This window comes from Micromonospora zamorensis, assembly GCF_900090275.1.
Lineage (GTDB): Bacteria > Actinomycetota > Actinomycetes > Mycobacteriales > Micromonosporaceae > Micromonospora > Micromonospora zamorensis.
The window spans coordinates 3,169,916-3,184,780 of record NZ_LT607755.1 but is presented as its reverse complement, the minus strand read 5'-3'; the positions used below and the strand labels follow the sequence as shown (position 1 = coordinate 3,184,780).

Annotated in this window: 17 protein-coding genes; 12 read left to right on the top strand and 5 right to left on the bottom strand. The window is 70.5% G+C overall.

Translation table 11 applies throughout. The features are described 5' to 3' along the window. Nucleotides 1-49: 49 nt before the first annotated feature. Complete coding sequence (locus GA0070619_RS13960; protein WP_172862204.1) at nucleotides 50-1,828, top strand: ABC transporter ATP-binding protein; 1,779 nt, start codon at nucleotides 50-52, stop codon at nucleotides 1,826-1,828. Nucleotides 1,829-1,873: 45 nt separating this feature from the next. Here the strand turns inward: GA0070619_RS13960 and GA0070619_RS13955 are convergent, their stop codons facing one another. Then, entirely contained in the window at nucleotides 1,874-2,695 is an 822-nt protein-coding gene (locus tag GA0070619_RS13955; RefSeq protein ID WP_172862046.1) for a TetR family transcriptional regulator, read from the bottom strand. A gap of 109 nt (nucleotides 2,696-2,804) precedes the next feature. On the opposite strand from GA0070619_RS13955, the gene GA0070619_RS13950 reads away from it, so the two are divergent. The 6 genes from GA0070619_RS13950 (at nucleotide 2,805) to GA0070619_RS13925 (ending at nucleotide 8,885) form a co-directional block, all read left to right on the top strand. Further along, complete coding sequence (locus tag GA0070619_RS13950; protein ID WP_088948457.1) at nucleotides 2,805-3,767, top strand: ABC transporter ATP-binding protein; 963 nt, start codon at nucleotides 2,805-2,807, stop codon at nucleotides 3,765-3,767. Continuing rightward, on the top strand, nucleotides 3,764-5,389 hold the full coding sequence (locus tag GA0070619_RS13945; protein ID WP_088948456.1) for an ABC transporter permease: 1,626 nt from the start codon (nucleotides 3,764-3,766) through the stop codon (nucleotides 5,387-5,389). Before GA0070619_RS13950 ends, GA0070619_RS13945 begins: the two co-directional genes overlap by 4 nt. 196 nt (nucleotides 5,390-5,585) lie before the next feature. Continuing rightward, nucleotides 5,586-6,527 (top strand): endonuclease domain-containing protein, encoded by a 942-nt coding sequence (locus tag GA0070619_RS13940; protein WP_088948455.1) that lies wholly within the window; start codon nucleotides 5,586-5,588, stop codon nucleotides 6,525-6,527. 52 nt (nucleotides 6,528-6,579) lie between these two features. Continuing rightward, nucleotides 6,580-7,155: a hypothetical protein gene (locus tag GA0070619_RS13935; RefSeq protein ID WP_088948454.1), complete on the top strand. Its 576-nt coding sequence runs from the start codon at nucleotides 6,580-6,582 to the stop codon at nucleotides 7,153-7,155. A gap of 248 nt (nucleotides 7,156-7,403) precedes the next feature. Then, the gene (locus GA0070619_RS13930) at nucleotides 7,404-8,030 is read left to right on the top strand and encodes a restriction endonuclease (protein ID WP_088948453.1); all 627 of its coding nucleotides are present in this window, start codon (nucleotides 7,404-7,406) and stop codon (nucleotides 8,028-8,030) included. A gap of 285 nt (nucleotides 8,031-8,315) precedes the next feature. Next, nucleotides 8,316-8,885 (top strand): carboxymuconolactone decarboxylase family protein, encoded by a 570-nt coding sequence (locus tag GA0070619_RS13925; protein WP_231927412.1) that lies wholly within the window; start codon nucleotides 8,316-8,318, stop codon nucleotides 8,883-8,885. Here the strand turns inward: GA0070619_RS13925 and GA0070619_RS13920 are convergent. After that, the gene (locus GA0070619_RS13920; RefSeq protein WP_088948452.1) at nucleotides 8,882-9,061 is read right to left on the bottom strand and encodes a hypothetical protein; all 180 of its coding nucleotides are present in this window, start codon (nucleotides 9,059-9,061) and stop codon (nucleotides 8,882-8,884) included. The two genes, GA0070619_RS13925 and GA0070619_RS13920, sit on opposite strands and share 4 nt — an antisense overlap. Before the next feature lie 332 nt (nucleotides 9,062-9,393). Between GA0070619_RS13920 and GA0070619_RS13915 the strand changes: the two genes are divergently transcribed. Further along, nucleotides 9,394-10,284: a hypothetical protein gene (locus tag GA0070619_RS13915; protein ID WP_088948451.1), complete on the top strand. Its 891-nt coding sequence runs from the start codon at nucleotides 9,394-9,396 to the stop codon at nucleotides 10,282-10,284. A gap of 53 nt (nucleotides 10,285-10,337) precedes the next feature. Here GA0070619_RS13915 and GA0070619_RS33465 read toward each other — a convergent pair whose 3' ends face one another. Then, entirely contained in the window at nucleotides 10,338-10,619 is a 282-nt protein-coding gene (locus tag GA0070619_RS33465) for a hypothetical protein (protein WP_088951788.1), read from the bottom strand. Further along, complete coding sequence (locus GA0070619_RS13905; RefSeq protein ID WP_231927411.1) at nucleotides 10,613-10,906, bottom strand: DivIVA domain-containing protein; 294 nt, start codon at nucleotides 10,904-10,906, stop codon at nucleotides 10,613-10,615. Before GA0070619_RS13905 ends, GA0070619_RS33465 begins: the two co-directional genes overlap by 7 nt. A gap of 313 nt (nucleotides 10,907-11,219) precedes the next feature. On the opposite strand from GA0070619_RS13905, the gene GA0070619_RS13900 reads away from it, so the two are divergent. Then, entirely contained in the window at nucleotides 11,220-11,459 is a 240-nt protein-coding gene (locus GA0070619_RS13900; RefSeq protein ID WP_088948450.1) for a winged helix-turn-helix domain-containing protein, read from the top strand. 191 nt (nucleotides 11,460-11,650) lie between these two features. On the opposite strand, the gene GA0070619_RS13895 is transcribed toward GA0070619_RS13900, so the two are convergent. After that, the gene (locus tag GA0070619_RS13895; protein ID WP_088948449.1) at nucleotides 11,651-12,472 is read right to left on the bottom strand and encodes a hypothetical protein; all 822 of its coding nucleotides are present in this window, start codon (nucleotides 12,470-12,472) and stop codon (nucleotides 11,651-11,653) included. A 305-nt stretch (nucleotides 12,473-12,777) separates the two neighbouring features. Here GA0070619_RS13895 and GA0070619_RS13890 point away from each other — a divergent pair, with 305 nt between their 5' ends. The 3 genes from GA0070619_RS13890 (at nucleotide 12,778) to GA0070619_RS13880 (ending at nucleotide 14,858) form a co-directional block, all read left to right on the top strand. Continuing rightward, a complete protein-coding gene (locus GA0070619_RS13890) occupies nucleotides 12,778-13,149 on the top strand; it encodes a ribonuclease domain-containing protein (RefSeq protein ID WP_414855638.1) in 372 nt (123 codons plus the stop codon). A 73-nt stretch (nucleotides 13,150-13,222) separates the two neighbouring features. Beyond that, nucleotides 13,223-13,594, top strand: coding sequence for a barstar family protein (locus GA0070619_RS13885; protein WP_088948447.1), 372 nt, complete (start codon nucleotides 13,223-13,225; stop codon nucleotides 13,592-13,594). 322 nt (nucleotides 13,595-13,916) lie between these two features. Next, nucleotides 13,917-14,858: a hypothetical protein gene (locus GA0070619_RS13880; protein ID WP_088948446.1), complete on the top strand. Its 942-nt coding sequence runs from the start codon at nucleotides 13,917-13,919 to the stop codon at nucleotides 14,856-14,858. Nucleotides 14,859-14,865 lie beyond the last annotated feature (7 nt).

Genomic DNA, 14,865 nt, shown 5'->3' with positions numbered 1-14,865 from the left:
CAGTAATGTTTCCCTGACCGGAAGGTAGTGCCCCTTGGAACGCACCCCCATGGGCCGCGACCGCGGCCACCACACCGTCAGCGCCGAAGAGAAGACGCAGGCCCGCCAGGTGTCGCTGCGTCGCATCGGCCGCCTGTTCACCCCCCACCGGCCCGCGCTGGCCGCCGTCACCGCGATCATCGTGCTCTCCTCGATCATCGCGATGGCCAGCCCGTTCCTGCTGCGTGCCGTGATCGACAGCGCCCTACCCCAGGGCGACGTGACCCTGCTGGTCTGGCTGGTCATCGGCATGGTCGCCGTGGCCGCGGTGACCTCCGCCCTCGGCGTCGTACAGACCTGGATCTCCACCCAGGTTGGCCAGCAGGTCATGCACCGGCTGCGCACCGACGTCTTCAGTCACCTACAGCGCCAGTCGCTCGGCTTCTTCACCCGCACCCGCACCGGCGAGGTGCAGTCCCGGATCACCAACGACATCGGCGGCATGCAGTCGGTGGTCACGTCCACCGCCACCGCCGTCGCGTCCAACCTCACCACTGTGGTCGCCACAGCGGTCGCCATGGTCGCGCTCTCCTGGCAGCTCTCCCTGGTCTCGCTCGTGGTGCTGCCGCCCGCCATCTGGCTGACCCGCCGCGTCGCCCGGATGCGCCGCGAGATCACCGCCGAACGGCAACGCGAACTCGCCGACCTCAACGTCACCGTCGAGGAGGGGCTCTCGATCAGCGGCGTGCAACTGGCCAAGACCCTCGGCACCGGTCCCGCTCTGGTCGACCGGTTCACCGCCTCGTCGGCCCGCCTGGTCGACCTGGAACTGCGCAGCGAGTTGGCCGGCCGTTGGCGGATGGCCTCGATGAGCATCATCTTCGCCGCCGTACCGGCGGTCATCTACCTCGCCGCGGGCCTGCCCGGCACCGCCGGCACGCTGAGCATCGGCACCCTGGTGGCGTTCACCGCCCTGCAGGGCGGCCTGTTCCGACCGCTGATGGGTCTGCTCAACGTTGGCGTCTCGCTCACCGCGTCGCTGGCGCTGTTCGCCCGGATCTTCGAATACCTGGACCTGCCCGTCGACGTGGCCGACCCCACCGAGCCGGTCCGCCTCGACCCGGCCCGGGTGCGCGGCCACCTGCGCCTGGAGGACGTCACCTTCGGCTACCCGGGCAGCGACACCGCGGCACTCGCCGGGATCACCCTGGACGTGCCCGCCGGCACCAGCCTCGCCCTGGTCGGTGAGACCGGCTCCGGCAAGAGCACCCTCGCCGGACTGGTCAGCCGGCTGCACGACCCGACCGGCGGCCGGGTCACCATCGACGGCGTCGACCTGCGCGACCTGCGACTGGCCGATCTGGCCGCGATCGTCGGCGTGGTCAGCCAGGAGACGTACCTGCTGCACACCACCGTCCGGGAGAACCTGCGCTACGCCCGACCGGACGCCACCGACGCCGAGATCGAGGACGCCGCCCGCGCAGCCCAGATCCACGACCTGATCGCCGGGCTGCCCGACGGGTACGACACCACTGTCGGCTCCCGCGGCCACCGCTTCTCCGGCGGCGAGAAGCAGCGGCTCGCCATCGCCCGCACGCTGCTGCGCGACCCCCGCATCCTGGTCCTCGACGAGGCCACCAGCGCGCTGGACACCGAGACCGAGCGTGCCGTGCAACGCGCGTTCGACGTGCTGGCCGAGGGGCGGACGACCATCACCATCGCGCACCGGCTCTCCACAGTGCGCGACGCCGACCAGATCGCGGTGCTCGACCACGGCCGGATCGTCGAGGCCGGCACCCACGACAGCCTGCTGGACCGCAACGGCCGCTACGCCACTCTGGCGGCCTGAGCATCCGCTCACAACCGTCTCGAAACCGTCGCTAAAACTGTCTCATTATTGCCGGTCCAGGTGGCGGTAGACGGTGGCCCGGGAGACACCCAACGTGGCGGCGATGGCGTCCACCGAGTGGGTGCCCGCCGCGTGCATCCGCCGGGCCGCCTCGACCTGCTCCCGACCCAGCGCCGGCGGTCGACCGGGCCGCCGCCGACGGGCAGCCGCCCCGCCGCCCGGCGCCGCGTCCGCACGGCTCGCGAGGGCCAGGCTCGGCGGGTGCGTGGGGCCCGCGTCCGCGCCCGCCGGGTCGGCTTCCGTCGGACCTGCGGCGTCCGCTGTCGGTGCGGTCAGCAGTCGGCGTACGCCGTCGAGCATGTCGGCGCGCAGCACCTCGTCGGACACGTCGGTGAAGAAGACGACCGGATCGCTGCACGCGGCGACCGCCTGCACCGCCCGGACCCGCTCCCGACGTCCGGCATCCGGCCCCGCGATGATGTCGTTGGCCCGCATCGCGATCGTGATCAACCGATGGTACGTGTCGCCCCGACCGACCAATGCGATGTCGTGGTAGAGCATGCCGAGCGGTCGGCGATGGGCGAGCATGATGTCGACCCAGCCCTCCAGCACCGTCCACCGGGCCCGCTCGGTGGGTTGCGTCTGCGCGGCGTCGAGCAGCCTCTCCAGGTCGGCCAGCAGTGGCTCGACCAGGGCGGCGAGCAGGTGCTCCTTGGCCGGGAAGTGATACAGGATCGCGGTCTTGGTCAGCCGCAGCCGCTCGCCGATCTGGCGCAGCGAGGTCCGCTGGTAGCCGTGCTCGGCGAACAGGTCGAGCGCGGCGCGCAGGATCCGGGTACGGGTGTCGTCCGCGGGATCGGCGGTCATGCCGGCCAGCCTAGCGACGCCCTGACCGGTGGGCACGATCACCGTTGATTCGACTGACCGTTGGTCAGTACAGTGAGGTCGATCGACGCAGCCAACGGCAGGAGGGGCGATGCCCGTCATCTCGATCGGCAACCTGGTCAAGACGTTCGGCGCGATCCGGGCACTCGACGGGCTGGATCTGCGGGTCGAGCAGGGGGAGGTGCACGGCTTCCTCGGGCCCAACGGCTCCGGAAAGTCCACCACCATCCGGATCCTGCTCGGGTTGCTCCACAGTGACTCCGGCGACGCCCAGGTGCTCGGCGCCGACCCGTGGCGCGACGCGGTCCGCCTGCACCGCCGGCTGGCGTACGTGCCCGGCGACGTCAACCTCTGGCCCAACCTCACCGGCGGGGAGGCCATCGACCTGCTCGGCAAGCTGCGCGGCGGCCTCGACCGGCGTCGTCGCGACGAGCTGCTGCACCGCTTCGACCTGGACCCGACCCGCCGCTGCCGCACGTACTCCAAGGGCAACCGGCAGAAGGTCGCCATCGTCGCCGCCTTCGCCTCCAACGTGGAGCTGTACGTGCTCGACGAGCCGACCTCCGGCCTCGACCCGCTGATGGAGGCGGTGTTCCAGGACGAGGTCCGGCGGGTCAAGCAGGCCGGCGCCACAGTGCTGCTCTCCAGCCACGTGCTCGCCGAGGTCGAGGCCCTCTGCGACCGGGTCAGCATCATCCGCGAGGGCCGCACCGTCGAGTCCGGCACCCTCACCGAGCTGCGCCACCTCACCCGCACGGCGGTGACCGTCGAGACCGCCCGGCCGGTCACCGGCCTGGACACGCTGCCCGGCGTGCACGACGTGCACGAGGTCGACGGGCGCACCCACCTGGAGGTCGACCCCGCGCACCTCGACGCGCTGCTCGGCCAGCTCATCCGCTTCGGCGTCCGCGCCCTCACCAGCACCCCACCGACCCTGGAGCAGCTCTTCCTGCGCCACTACGGCAACGACCCCGCCGCCGGTGCCGGTGCTCCCGCCGTTTCGGATGCCGGTGCCGCCTCGGATGCCGGCGCCCCGCAGGCCGGTGCCCGGTGAGCGCGCTGACCAACACCGCGCTGCTGGCCCGGCTCGTGCTGCGCCGCGACCGGATCCGCCTCGCGATCTGGGTCCTCGGCACACCGCTGCTCGGCTACGCCCTCGCGGGCAGCGTCACCGGCATCTATCCGGACCAGGAGGCTCTCCAGGGATACGCCACCACCTCGGCGTCCAGCCTGGTCGCCCGCGCCTTCAACGGCCCCATCGCCGGCGCCGACCTCGGCGCGGTGGTGGTCGCCGAGACGTACGTGACGCTGGCCCTGATCGTCGCCCTGCTGAGCACCTTCGCGGTGACCCGGCACACCCGCCAGAACGAGGAGACCGGCCGGGCGGAGCTGCTCGGCGCCTCAGTGGTCGGCCGGTACGCGTCGTTGACCGCCGCACTGCTCGTCATCGTCGCCGCCAACGTGCTGGCCGCCGGGCTGCTCGCGTTCGCCCTCATCGGCGCCGGCCTACCGCTGGCCGGCTCCCTCGCCGCCGCCGCCGCGATCGGCGGTGTCGGGGTCGCCTTCACGGCGATCGCCGCCGTCACCGCCCAACTCTCCGTCACCGCCCGGGGCGCCAACGCGCTCGCCGCGGCCACCGTCGGGCTCTCCTTCGTGCTGCGCGCCGCCGGCGACGTGCTCGGCGAGCAGAGCGCCGACGGCACCCGGGTGCAGAGCGCCTGGCCCTCGTGGCTCTCCCCGCTCGGCTGGGGCAACCAGGTGCGGGCCTTCGGCGGTGAACGCTGGTGGGTCCTCGCCCTACCCGTCGCGCTGCTGCTCGCCGGGGTGGCACTGGCGTACGCCCTCGCGGAGCGCCGCGACCTGGGCGCCGGGCTGATCGCGCCCCGACGCGGACCGGCGAGCGGCACGCCACGGCTGCTCAGCCCCGCCGGGCTGGCCTGGCGGATGCAACGCGGCACGCTGCTCGGCTGGGCGGTCGGGGTGGCCGTACTCGGCTTCTCCATGGGCATCGCCGGCGACGAGTTCAACGCCATGATCGACCAGAATCCGGCCGCCGCCGAGGCGATCAACGCGATGGGCGGCGGAGCCAACCTCCTCGACGCGTACCTGGCCGCGATGCTCGGCCTCTTCGCGCTGACCATCGGCGCGTACGTGGTGCAGGCCCTGCTCCGGGTACGCGGCGACGAAACCGACGGCGTCCTCGAAGCCGCCCTCGCCACGGCGGTCAGCCGTACCCGCTGGCTCGGCACCCAGGTCCTCGCCGCGGCGCTCGGCGCGGTCGCGTTGCTGCTGCTCGCCGGCGTGACCACCGGCCTCGGCTACGGCCTCGTCACCGACGACCCGCTCGGCAAGGCTGTCGAGCTGGGCGGCGCCGCGCTGCTGCGACTGCCCGCCCTGCTCGTGGTCGCCGGGGTGGTGACCACTCTGTTCGGGCTGCTGCCCCGCTGGTCCGTGGTGCTCTCCTGGACAGCCCTGCTGATCTTCCTGCTCCTCGGGCAACTCGGGGCGGTGCTCGAGCTGCCCCAGGCCGCGCTCAACGTCTCGCCGTACACCCATGTGCCGTCCGTGCCCGCGGTCGACCCGGCGGTGGCGCCGCTGGTGGTGCTGACGGCGGTGGCCGCAGCCCTGCTCGCCGTCGGCGTGGCCGGCTTCCGCCGCCGCGACGTGCCGTCGTGACGTGCTCGGTTGGCGTCCTTGCGATCGTTGGCAGCTGAGCAGCTCGACACGCCGCGCACCAGACTGCTGAACTGCCACCGATCTTGGCCAGCACAGATCGGGCGCGTCCGGTCGCCGTCCACAGGTTGCCTGCTGTCCACAGTGGGGTGAGTGGCGTGGTTGCCTCGGGTTGGGGTGAGGCTGAACGGTCCATGGTGTGAATTCGGTGCTTCGGGAGCTGGTGGAGCTTGGCGGCGGGCTGGTGACGCTCGGAGCTGCCCGGCAGGTGGTGCCGTCGTGGACGTTGGAGTCGGCTTGCCGTAACGGTGAGTTGGTGCGAGTGCTGCCCGAGGTGTTCGTGGCGGCACATCTCGTCGGTGGTCGGCCCGGCGCCCCTGCCCTCAGTCGGCTCGACCCGGCTCTGGGTCATCGCGCGGCCCTCGCCTGGGCGGGCGGCCGCGGCGCGCTCAGTCACGTCAGCGCGCTCGGCGCGTGGGGGCTGCGTCCGCCGGCTGTGGGCGACCTCGTCCACCTGAGCACACCGACGTCCGCCAATCTGCGCACCCGACCCGGGGTGGTCGTGCATCGACGACGCGGCCTGCTCATCGCACCGCCGCACGTGGTGGTGCGGCAGGGCCTGACGGTCACCCGCCTGGAACACGCGCTCGTCGACTCGTGGCCGGCACTGCCACCCGCCGAGCGGCGGGCACCCGTGATCCGGGCGGTCAACGAATGGCTGACGACCCCCGAGCGGCTACGAGTGGCCCTGGGGAGCGCACCGAGGCTGACAGACCGGGCGGCGTTCCGGACACTCCTGGCGAGGCTCGCCGACGGCTGCCGGAGCCCGCTGGAGATCTGGGGACACGAACACGTGTTCACCGGTCCGGGGATGCCGGTGTTCCGCCGACAGATGCCGGTCCGAGTTGGGCCGCGCACGGTGTACCTCGACATGTTCGCCGAGCGGGAGCGGGTCAACATCGAACTCGACGGGGCCACCACCCACGGCGACCCACGCCAGCGTGAGATCGACCTGCGCCGCGATGCTCTGGTGGCAGGCATCGGGATCCTGGTGGTCCGCTTCGCCCACCGACGCCTCATGCACGACGTCGACGAAGTACGCCGGGAAACCCTTGCCATTTTGGCGACCCGCCGAGCCTGACGCTGAGGGTCGGGGCACACGAGGGTTGCCCGGGGCTGGCAGCCTCGACCGAGTGAGCGACCTTCTTACGCAGCTTCCGACGCTCCTCGGCGTCCTGGTTGGCACCCTAGGCACGATCCTCGCCACCTCGCTCGCCGACCGTGCCCGGTGGCGGCGCAGCCAGAGCGTCCGCTGGGACGAGCGGCGGCTCGACGCGTACGTCGACTACGCGCACGCCCTCAAGGAGAGTCACTCGGTGGCGCTGCGACTGACGGCCGACCACCGGCCGGGTTCGCGAAGCCACCCCATCGACCGCGAGGAGGGGCTGGCCCGGCTGGCCGAGGCGGACGCTCGACGCACCATCGTCTGGGAGAACCTGCTGCTGCTCGGCGACGAACCGACAGTCGCCGCCGCCGCCAGCTGGCGGGACGCGATCTGGCAGGTCGAACGGCTGGCCCGGGGAATTGTCGAGGCGCCACCGGACGTGGCGGAGATGCTGACCCGCGTCGACGAGGCCCGTGACGGGTACTACCGGGTGGCTCGGCGGAGTCTCGGGGTGCGCGGGGGATCGGTGGAGCAGGCCGCGACGCTGCGGCAGGCGTTGGTCGACCGGTCGACCGCGACGTCGCCGGAGGTGCCCGCCAACTGAGTGCACCGGTGCCGGCACGACGGCTGACGCCGACGGTACGGGCACGGGCACAGTGACGGGTTCCGGACACTGCTGACGGCCGTGCACTCGGTTTGTCGGACGTTGCCACGACACTGAGACTTCCTCGATCGGGGAGGTGCCTCGTGCCGTACGTCAGGTCACACAACAGGAAGGGTGGGGCGCGGGTTCGGGCGCACTACCGAAGGCGGCGCGGCGGCAGCGTGCGGCGCAGATCGACGGTCCGCCGCGTGACCGGTGGCGGCAGATCCGCCAACGGCTGGGTTCTGGTGCTCTGTGTCGTCGTCGGTTTCGTGCTCCTCCGCATGGTCGTCGACTTCGTGCAGCGGCATCCATACTGGTCCGCTCTCCTGGTGAGCCTCGTCGTTGCGGGGACGACCGCGGCGGTTCTTGTCGTGTCGAAGCAGCGTGCGCGCGAACGGGCCAACCAAGCCCAGCGGGACAGGCTGATCGAGGTGACCGACACGATGAGCGGACCAGAGTTCGAGCAGTGGTTCGCCCGGATCCTGGTTGCGTCCGGGTTTCGGAATGTGACGGTGCGCGGCGGCTCCGGTGACCGGGGAGCCGACGTCACGGCGATCGCTCCGGACGGTCGACGCGTCGTGGCGCAGTGCAAGCGGCAGAGCCTCAGCAACCGGGTCGGCAGTGCCGCGATTCAGCGGTTCGCCGGCACCTGCCGGGACATCCACGGCGGCGAGATCTGCATCCTCGTGACGAACAGCTTCTTTACCGCAGGCGACGGCATCCGGATGGCCCGGCAGCTCAACATCACGCTCATCGACCGGAAGGCACTGGAAATGTGGGCGTGGACGGGGAGACCCGCGCCGGGGTTCATCGCGGGAGACGGACCGCACTGATGTGTTCAATGCCCCGCCCGGTTGCCAGCGGCTCCCGAAGGTTGGATACCGCCGGCTGGCTGGCAACCCGATCCGTCGTGGCCCGCGCCGCCGCCCGGATGGCAGTTGTTCATCGATGGCCCACCGCAGCCTGTACCCATTGCGGTCGACCCGATCGCGCAGCTCCGACAATTCGGCTAGCTGTGGCCGGTGGACGACGATCACGCCCCGTGCACGGCCGATTTCCCGACAGCGTCCGCAGTCCCAACGGCGTACCGTCTCCGGTCAAGCATGGGGAGGAGTTGGATGAGTTTTCTGCAGCAGGCAGAGCAGTCGCCGGACACCGAGCGGATGTTCGATACGGACACGAAGGCGATGGGCTACCTGCCCAACTACACCAGGTTGTTCGCCCACAGCCCGGCGGTGTACCAGGCATGGCAGCAGCTCAACGGTGCGGTGAAGGCCGGGATGGAGCTGCGTCGCTATGAGTTGGCGACCCTCGCCGCGGCCCGGGCCCTGAAGTCCTCCTACTGCGGCCTGGCTCATGGAAAGGTCCTACGCGACAAGTTCTTCGACGCGTCGACCGTCGCCGCCATCGCGTCAGACCACGGCGACGCTGGTCTCTCCGCGCAGGAGGTCGCAGTCGTCAACTTCGCCGGGAAGGCCGCGGCCAACGCGAACTCCATCACCGAGGCCGACGTTGCCGGCCTGCGGGCTCACGGTCTCGATGACGCGGACATCTTCCGCGTGATCCTCGCCGTTGGCGCCAGATGCTTCTTCAGCACCGTCCTCAGCGCTGGCGGGGCTGAGCCCGACCCGCAGTACAACGAGAGCCTGGACGTGGATCTGCGGCAGGCGCTGAGCTTCGGCGGCTAGACCAGCGAAAACGCACCACCTGGTTGTCCCGGTGCCAGCGGGCGAGCGCCCAGCGCGGCGCGGCGAGCCGTGGTGTCAGGAGCGCGAGCCGGTTTGAGGCTGGCGAGTTGGACGTAGATCTCGCGCTTGGCGGTCGCCTCGCCGCGACGGTTGAGCACGTAGTCGGGCAGCCACATCTAGCCGTGGTACGACGTGCATTGTGTGCCAGTCCTGCAGCGCCCCGCCCGCTGGATCCGGTCGGTCTGGCTGAGCAGCCGTAGCGTCTCGTTGAGCATGGGCCAGCTTGTCGGCGTCCGGCCTGCAGATTGTTTCGGCCACGTCCATCAGAAATCCGACACCATCATTGGATGCAGGCGGCGCGCGCACCCGTCTGGCAGCTAAGGCCTCTCGCTGAAATGGCGGAATGCCGGATCTTCAGCGACAGGACCGGATTGGCAGCGCCCAGCCAGGTACTTAGGGTTATTGGTGCTTCACCCCAAGCGACGGCGAGCCGATCGGCGGGCTGCGGATGGCTGTGAACACGCATCGACTGAATTGCGCGAATGCCCAGAATCCAGGTTGCGAGTGCTCAGGCTGTGGTGGCTCGCTGCATGGTTGGGGTGGATGGGCGACGCTCGCCGTCGAGCCCCCAGCCGTACGCGACGAGCGGCGACGCACGCTCAGACGCAAGATCAAGAAGGGGCCCGCCGGGAAGCTGGGGTTCAATGCGAACAATCGGCAGCAGTTAGTCGATCTTGCTCGTCTGGACCTTGCTGATCACCTGTGGGCTACGGACCCCCGTCCCAGGACCGAGGGCGGGCTTGAACGGGACTTCGACGTCAACGACAAGGCTGTGCTGTCGTTCGACAACGGGCGGATCAACATTCTCGCCGATGAGATCATGGCGCATTCAGGGAAAGAGATCTCGGAGGGCATCGGCAAACTCGTTCGGAATGAGCAAACCGCCCGCGAAATCAAGAAGGGTCTGGCCAGTCACGGCTGGTGCAGTCTGCTGGTGGCGCTGATCCAGTTGATCGAGAAGGTCAACAAAACCATCGGCCTTGTCGCCGACACGGCCAAGCAGGCCCTCAAGAATGCGCTGTCGAATCACCTCACAGGCCGCATCGCCGGCCAGTTGAAGGACGCTGTCGTCAACCTCGTCGTCGACAGGGTGTGGTCGGCTCTGACGCGGCTACTGGACGCCCACTTCCCCCTTCTGGGTGCGGACACCGTGCGCGTGCTCCGCATGCTGGCCGTGTTCGCCTGCCCATCGGTTGAACGGCACCGGGACGTCTACCAGCACGCTCTCGTGCCGCTGATGGGTCACGGCCAAGGGCTCGTCGCCGAGGAAATCAAGGCTCAGGTGGCCACCCTGTTCACGGCGTGGTGGCAGCGAAAGGGCCCAGCAACTGCCCCGTGATGCTTTCAGTTTCGGCGTGTGGTGCTGAGCGCGACGAGCAGAGGCAGCGTCGCTCAGCGAATGCTTCGGAGGTGAAGGCCCTGTCTGCCCCGAGTTGGTGTGGCGAGTGCGGGAGCGGGGCGAAGGCCGGCGAGTTGGACGTAGACCTCGCGTTTGGCGGTTGCGTTGCCTCGGCGATTGAGGACGTAGCCGGTCAGCCAGACCCAGCCCTGGTACGTCGGCCGGTCGCAGACTGAGACGACGCGGAGGGTCAGGGCGCGATCGCCGGCGAACTGCACCGAGGCCCCGCCGTCGATGACAAGCAGGTCGCCGGGGGAGGGACGCGCGGTCACCAGCGGCCGGAGTTGTGGTGGTGCTCCTGCGGTGGCGGGCACTCCCGCGCGTGCATGGTCTGCCAGTCGCGCAGCGCCCGCTTGATCCGGTCGTTCTCCTGGCTGAGCAGCCGCACCGTCTCGTTGAGCATGGCCAGCTCGTCGGCCACCCGGGCCTGGAACTCGCGTACCTCATCGGGGTCGACACCGCGCCGGCACGCGGCGAACGCGCGGGTCCGCACCTCGTGCGGCGTCAACCTGCCTGGGTAGCCGGCGGGGTAGGGCTGGCCACCTCGATACACCTGAGCCACGACGGTCCTTTCTGAGGGCAGGCGGAAGCGCGAAAGGTCCTTGTGGTGGGTCTGGAAGGGCGGGCCGTCCGCTCGGGGGCCGCGGGCGACCCGCCCGCTCCGCCGCCGCAGCCCAATTCAGCGGTACGCCAGCAGAGCAGTCCGGTGGGTCGGGACGGGCGCACGCACCCGCCCCGACCGAGGGGATGAGCCGAACTCGTTGCCACGCGAGGATCGGCTCGGAATCAACATAGCTAGACATGTCAGATGAGTCAACGCTGCTTGTTAGGCGCGTCGCGGTGTGATCAAATCGGGTTGCCACGCGAGGAGTGCCATGCGAGAAGTGCCGGATTACTGGCGCATCGCCGATGATGTGATCGCCGACGTCAGGTCGAAGAGGTTGAAGCCGGGGGACAAGCTGCCCTCAATTGCTGAGCTGCGTGCTCGCTACGACGTCAGCCACGGGACCGTGCAGATGGCCTACGCCCGGCTGGAGGCGCTGCGGGTGATTCGGCGGCAGCAGGGCAAGGGTGTCTTCGTGACTGACCCCAAGACCTGGATGCGGGAGCCTTAGGTAGCGGCTCTTGTCCGACCTGCAGCGGCACGAGGATGCACTGCCGAATGAGCTTTGGTGGCCAGCCTGCCAGGAAATTCGAGGCCGCACTCGCCCACGATCACTTGATGCTTAGAAATTGCCGACAGCCCCAAACAACTACTCACCATCAAGTGATCTTGACGCGACCGGAAGGCGCGAGGGGGGCGGGATTAGTCAGGGCTGGGGCGGCTCTGTTGTGGCGGGATCAGTGGGCTGCTCACCGCGTCTGCCGTGTGTTCGGCGTGGCGGCGTAGGAGTTCGGTGATCCAGCGGGCGGCTTCCCGCTGAGTGGTGAGCATGTGGTCGCGGGCGTCGGCGACGTCCTGGTCGTCGGCGTGGGTGTTCAGGAGCGTCGCCCACTGGCGGCTCAGTTCCTCGGCGTACCGGGCTTTGCGCACCTGCTCGTCGAACTGGTACTCCAGTTCGAGCAGCCGGTCGACGTGTGGTTGGAGCGCCGGCATGATCCGCTCGTCGAGCCGGACGGCGGCGTCGGGGCGGCAGGTGATGACGATGTCACCCCGCTGGTAGGACCACTCCGGATCGTCGGCGAGCGCCTGCCGCAACGCCACCTCCAGGTCAGCCGCGCGATGCGGCGGCAGATTCCGGGCGGCGTCGGCGGCGAGCCGGGTCAGCCGTTGGATCGCGTTGGGCTGGAAGTACTGCACGTACCAGCTCAGCACCTCGGAGCGCAGGCTTGTCGACGACGACCAGGCAAAGGTGGCGCGGATGTGGAACGAGTACACGTATCCGCGTGCCGGGACCGCGATCAGCCGGGGCGCGTCGCGCTGCTCCACGAGGGGGCCGGAGGGCGACGGGGCCGCGCCGGAGCCGACGGGCGCCTCGTCCTGGAGGGCCGCGACCAGTCGATCCCAGTGCCGCGCCCACCACCGCCAACCGCGGACGCTCGCGTCGCGGGCGATGGTCAGCCCCCGAACGCCCCGGTGTCGCCACTGGTCCGCGGGCCTCGGCCTCCCATCGGGGGCGTCCGTCATGGCACCCCTCCACGGTCGCGGATCCGCGTCTCACGCTAACAACCGATGACCGATTTGCCCGTAGCCACGCCGTCAGGGACCACGAGGGCGGAGGGTCGTGCGGGGTTCACCGAGCATTGTGGCGCAGTTGGGGCGACGGGGGCTGTCGCCGTCGACCAGCAACGGTGAGACTGGGGTTGATCCGACAGTGATGCGGATCGATCGACTGGATGGTCTGGAGGCAGCCTGTGTCCACCCCCGTGTCCCCGTTGGCCACGCTCGGCGCGATCCGCCGGCGTACCACCACTCTCGCCCTGCTCCTCACCATGGTCGCCGCCGCGCTGGTCGGCCCGTCCGTGGTGGCCCCGCAGTTGACCGACTCCGCCTCGGCGGCGGTCTACAGCTCCTGCAATGTCAGCCGCTGTGCGGACGCCCGTACCGCCCGCTCGGGTTGGTCCGCCAAGGGCTTCCCGACCAGCCGCGGCTGGTATTCCTGGAGCGGCGGCAAATCCAACTTCGCCGGCGGCCGGTTCTACAACTACGAGGGTCAACTGCCGACCAACGCCACCTACTACGAGTACGACGTCTACCCGCGGACCCAGGGCGCCGCCCGGGACGCGTACCGGATCGTGGTGAACCGCAGCACCGGGGTCACCTGGTTCTCACCCAACCACTACACCGACTTCTACCGGCTCTGACCGACCGGGGGCCGGCCGGCTGCGTCCGGCCGGCCCCCGGCATCGTCGCACAAGCCAGACCAGGAGAAACCTGATGTACGACGAGGACGACGGTCGGCTGCCCGACTGGTTGACGGTCTGCCGCGACGCCGTCCCGGAGCTGCCCGGCGCGGTGGTGCTGTCCGGTGGAGCAGCTCGAACCCGGCCCGCGCTCTTCGCCGCGTTGGCCGGTGCGCTGGCCCTACCGGCGCACCTGGGGAGCACCTGGGACGCCCTCGCCGACGTGCTCCGGGACCGGCTGGACGCCGGCCCGCTCACCCTGCTGATCATTGACGCCGGCGAGTTGCTCGTTGACGAGCCGGCCGGTCAGTACGCCCTGCTGCTCGCCGTGTTCGGCGATCTCGCCACCAGCGCCCCACATCCTCTCCGTGTGGTCCTGCACGGAGCTTCGCCCGCCGACCGCTAGCCGGCTCGCGCGGAGGGTGTCTCACGGTGGGTGAGGGCAGTCGGAGGCGCATGCGCGGATGAGCGTGATGACTGTGAGGCATCAATATGACTGTGAGGTATCACGCTCATGAGCAGGACCTCCTCGGGCCCCGCCGCGCCCTGCCGCCGTTGAGGACGGACGGCAGGGGCTGCGGAGAGCTGTGCGGGTGCTCAGTTTCCGACAGTCCCGGCGGCGGCGGGCCACGGTGACGGTGGCGGTGACGGTCCGGTGACGGGCCCTTCGCGATCCTCGTGCCGAGCCGGGCACTGTGCACCGGCGCGGGCAGCGGGGAGGCCGTGCGGTGGACTTCGTCGACGGAGTGCTGGTGCGGTTGGCCGATCCGGGCACCCGCGCCGCGCTCTTCGATGACGCGTCCCTGGCGCACCTGGTCGAGGCCGCCTACGACACCGAGGCGATGCCGGTCGCGCCACCGTACGCGGCGGTCTTCGACGAGCTGACCCTCGGCTTCGCCGCCGCTCCCGTCACGGTGGCCGAGGGGGAGTGGCTGGGCTCCGCTGGCACCACCCGCACCGAGCTGCGGGTGCGCCTGCACGGGCTCGGCGGTGCAGCGCTGCGGATCGACGCGTTGTGGCGGGGCAGCCTGGTGGTGCGGACCAGCGCCGCCCGGGACCGGGTCGAGGACCTCGACGTGGCGGTGCCCGCCTTCGACGTGGATCCGCAGATCGTCGCCGACCTGGGCGCGTTGCCGGCCGACCCGGCGCAACTGGAGACCGAGCGCCGGAGCCGGCTGGTGGCCCGCCTGCGGGCCGGGTTGCACCAGCCGGCCGCGTTCACCGACGCGCACCTGGACCGGTTGCTCGCGGGTGTCGGCGCGGCGAACGCCGGCGACCTGGTGACGCGGATGCGCGGGCAGGCCTCGGGGGCCACGGTGAAGCTGCGCTACGCGGCGCCGCCAGCCGCCCCACCGACCCCGCGTCCGCTGCCGTTCGCCGCCGCCGTGCTGATCCGCGACCAGGGCTTCTCCCTGGCCGACCTGCTCGTCGAGACCCGCCTGGTGCGGGCCCGCGCCGAGGAGCTGGGCCTGGACGTGCCCGCACCGGACGACGTCCGGCGACGACACCGGGTGGTCGCCGTCTGGGTGGTCCCCGTCGAGACGTTCGACGACGACGGCTGGCCCGGCGGCGACACCGGCACCGACGCACAGAAGCGGGCCGCCCGGTTCGCCCGGGCCGGCCAGTGGCTCGCCCGCAGCGGCATCGGCCTCGCCGCCGTGACGACCTGAGACCCCA

Coding starts and splice junctions, on each gene's coding strand:
- GA0070619_RS13920 (WP_088948452.1), bottom strand. CDS start 9,061: ATGTGGCTGCCCGACTACGTGCTCAACCGTCGCGGCGAGGCGACCGCC.
- GA0070619_RS13925 (WP_231927412.1), top strand. CDS start 8,316: ATGAGTTTTCTGCAGCAGGCAGAGCAGTCGCCGGACACCGAGCGGATG.
- GA0070619_RS13885 (WP_088948447.1), top strand. CDS start 13,223: ATGTACGACGAGGACGACGGTCGGCTGCCCGACTGGTTGACGGTCTGC.
- GA0070619_RS13915 (WP_088948451.1), top strand. CDS start 9,394: ATGGCTGTGAACACGCATCGACTGAATTGCGCGAATGCCCAGAATCCA.
- GA0070619_RS13900 (WP_088948450.1), top strand. CDS start 11,220: ATGCGAGAAGTGCCGGATTACTGGCGCATCGCCGATGATGTGATCGCC.
- GA0070619_RS13890 (WP_414855638.1), top strand. CDS start 12,778: ATGGTCGCCGCCGCGCTGGTCGGCCCGTCCGTGGTGGCCCCGCAGTTG.
- GA0070619_RS13950 (WP_088948457.1), top strand. CDS start 2,805: ATGCCCGTCATCTCGATCGGCAACCTGGTCAAGACGTTCGGCGCGATC.
- GA0070619_RS13955 (WP_172862046.1), bottom strand. CDS start 2,695: ATGACCGCCGATCCCGCGGACGACACCCGTACCCGGATCCTGCGCGCC.
- GA0070619_RS13960 (WP_172862204.1), top strand. CDS start 50: ATGGGCCGCGACCGCGGCCACCACACCGTCAGCGCCGAAGAGAAGACG.
- GA0070619_RS13895 (WP_088948449.1), bottom strand. CDS start 12,472: ATGACGGACGCCCCCGATGGGAGGCCGAGGCCCGCGGACCAGTGGCGA.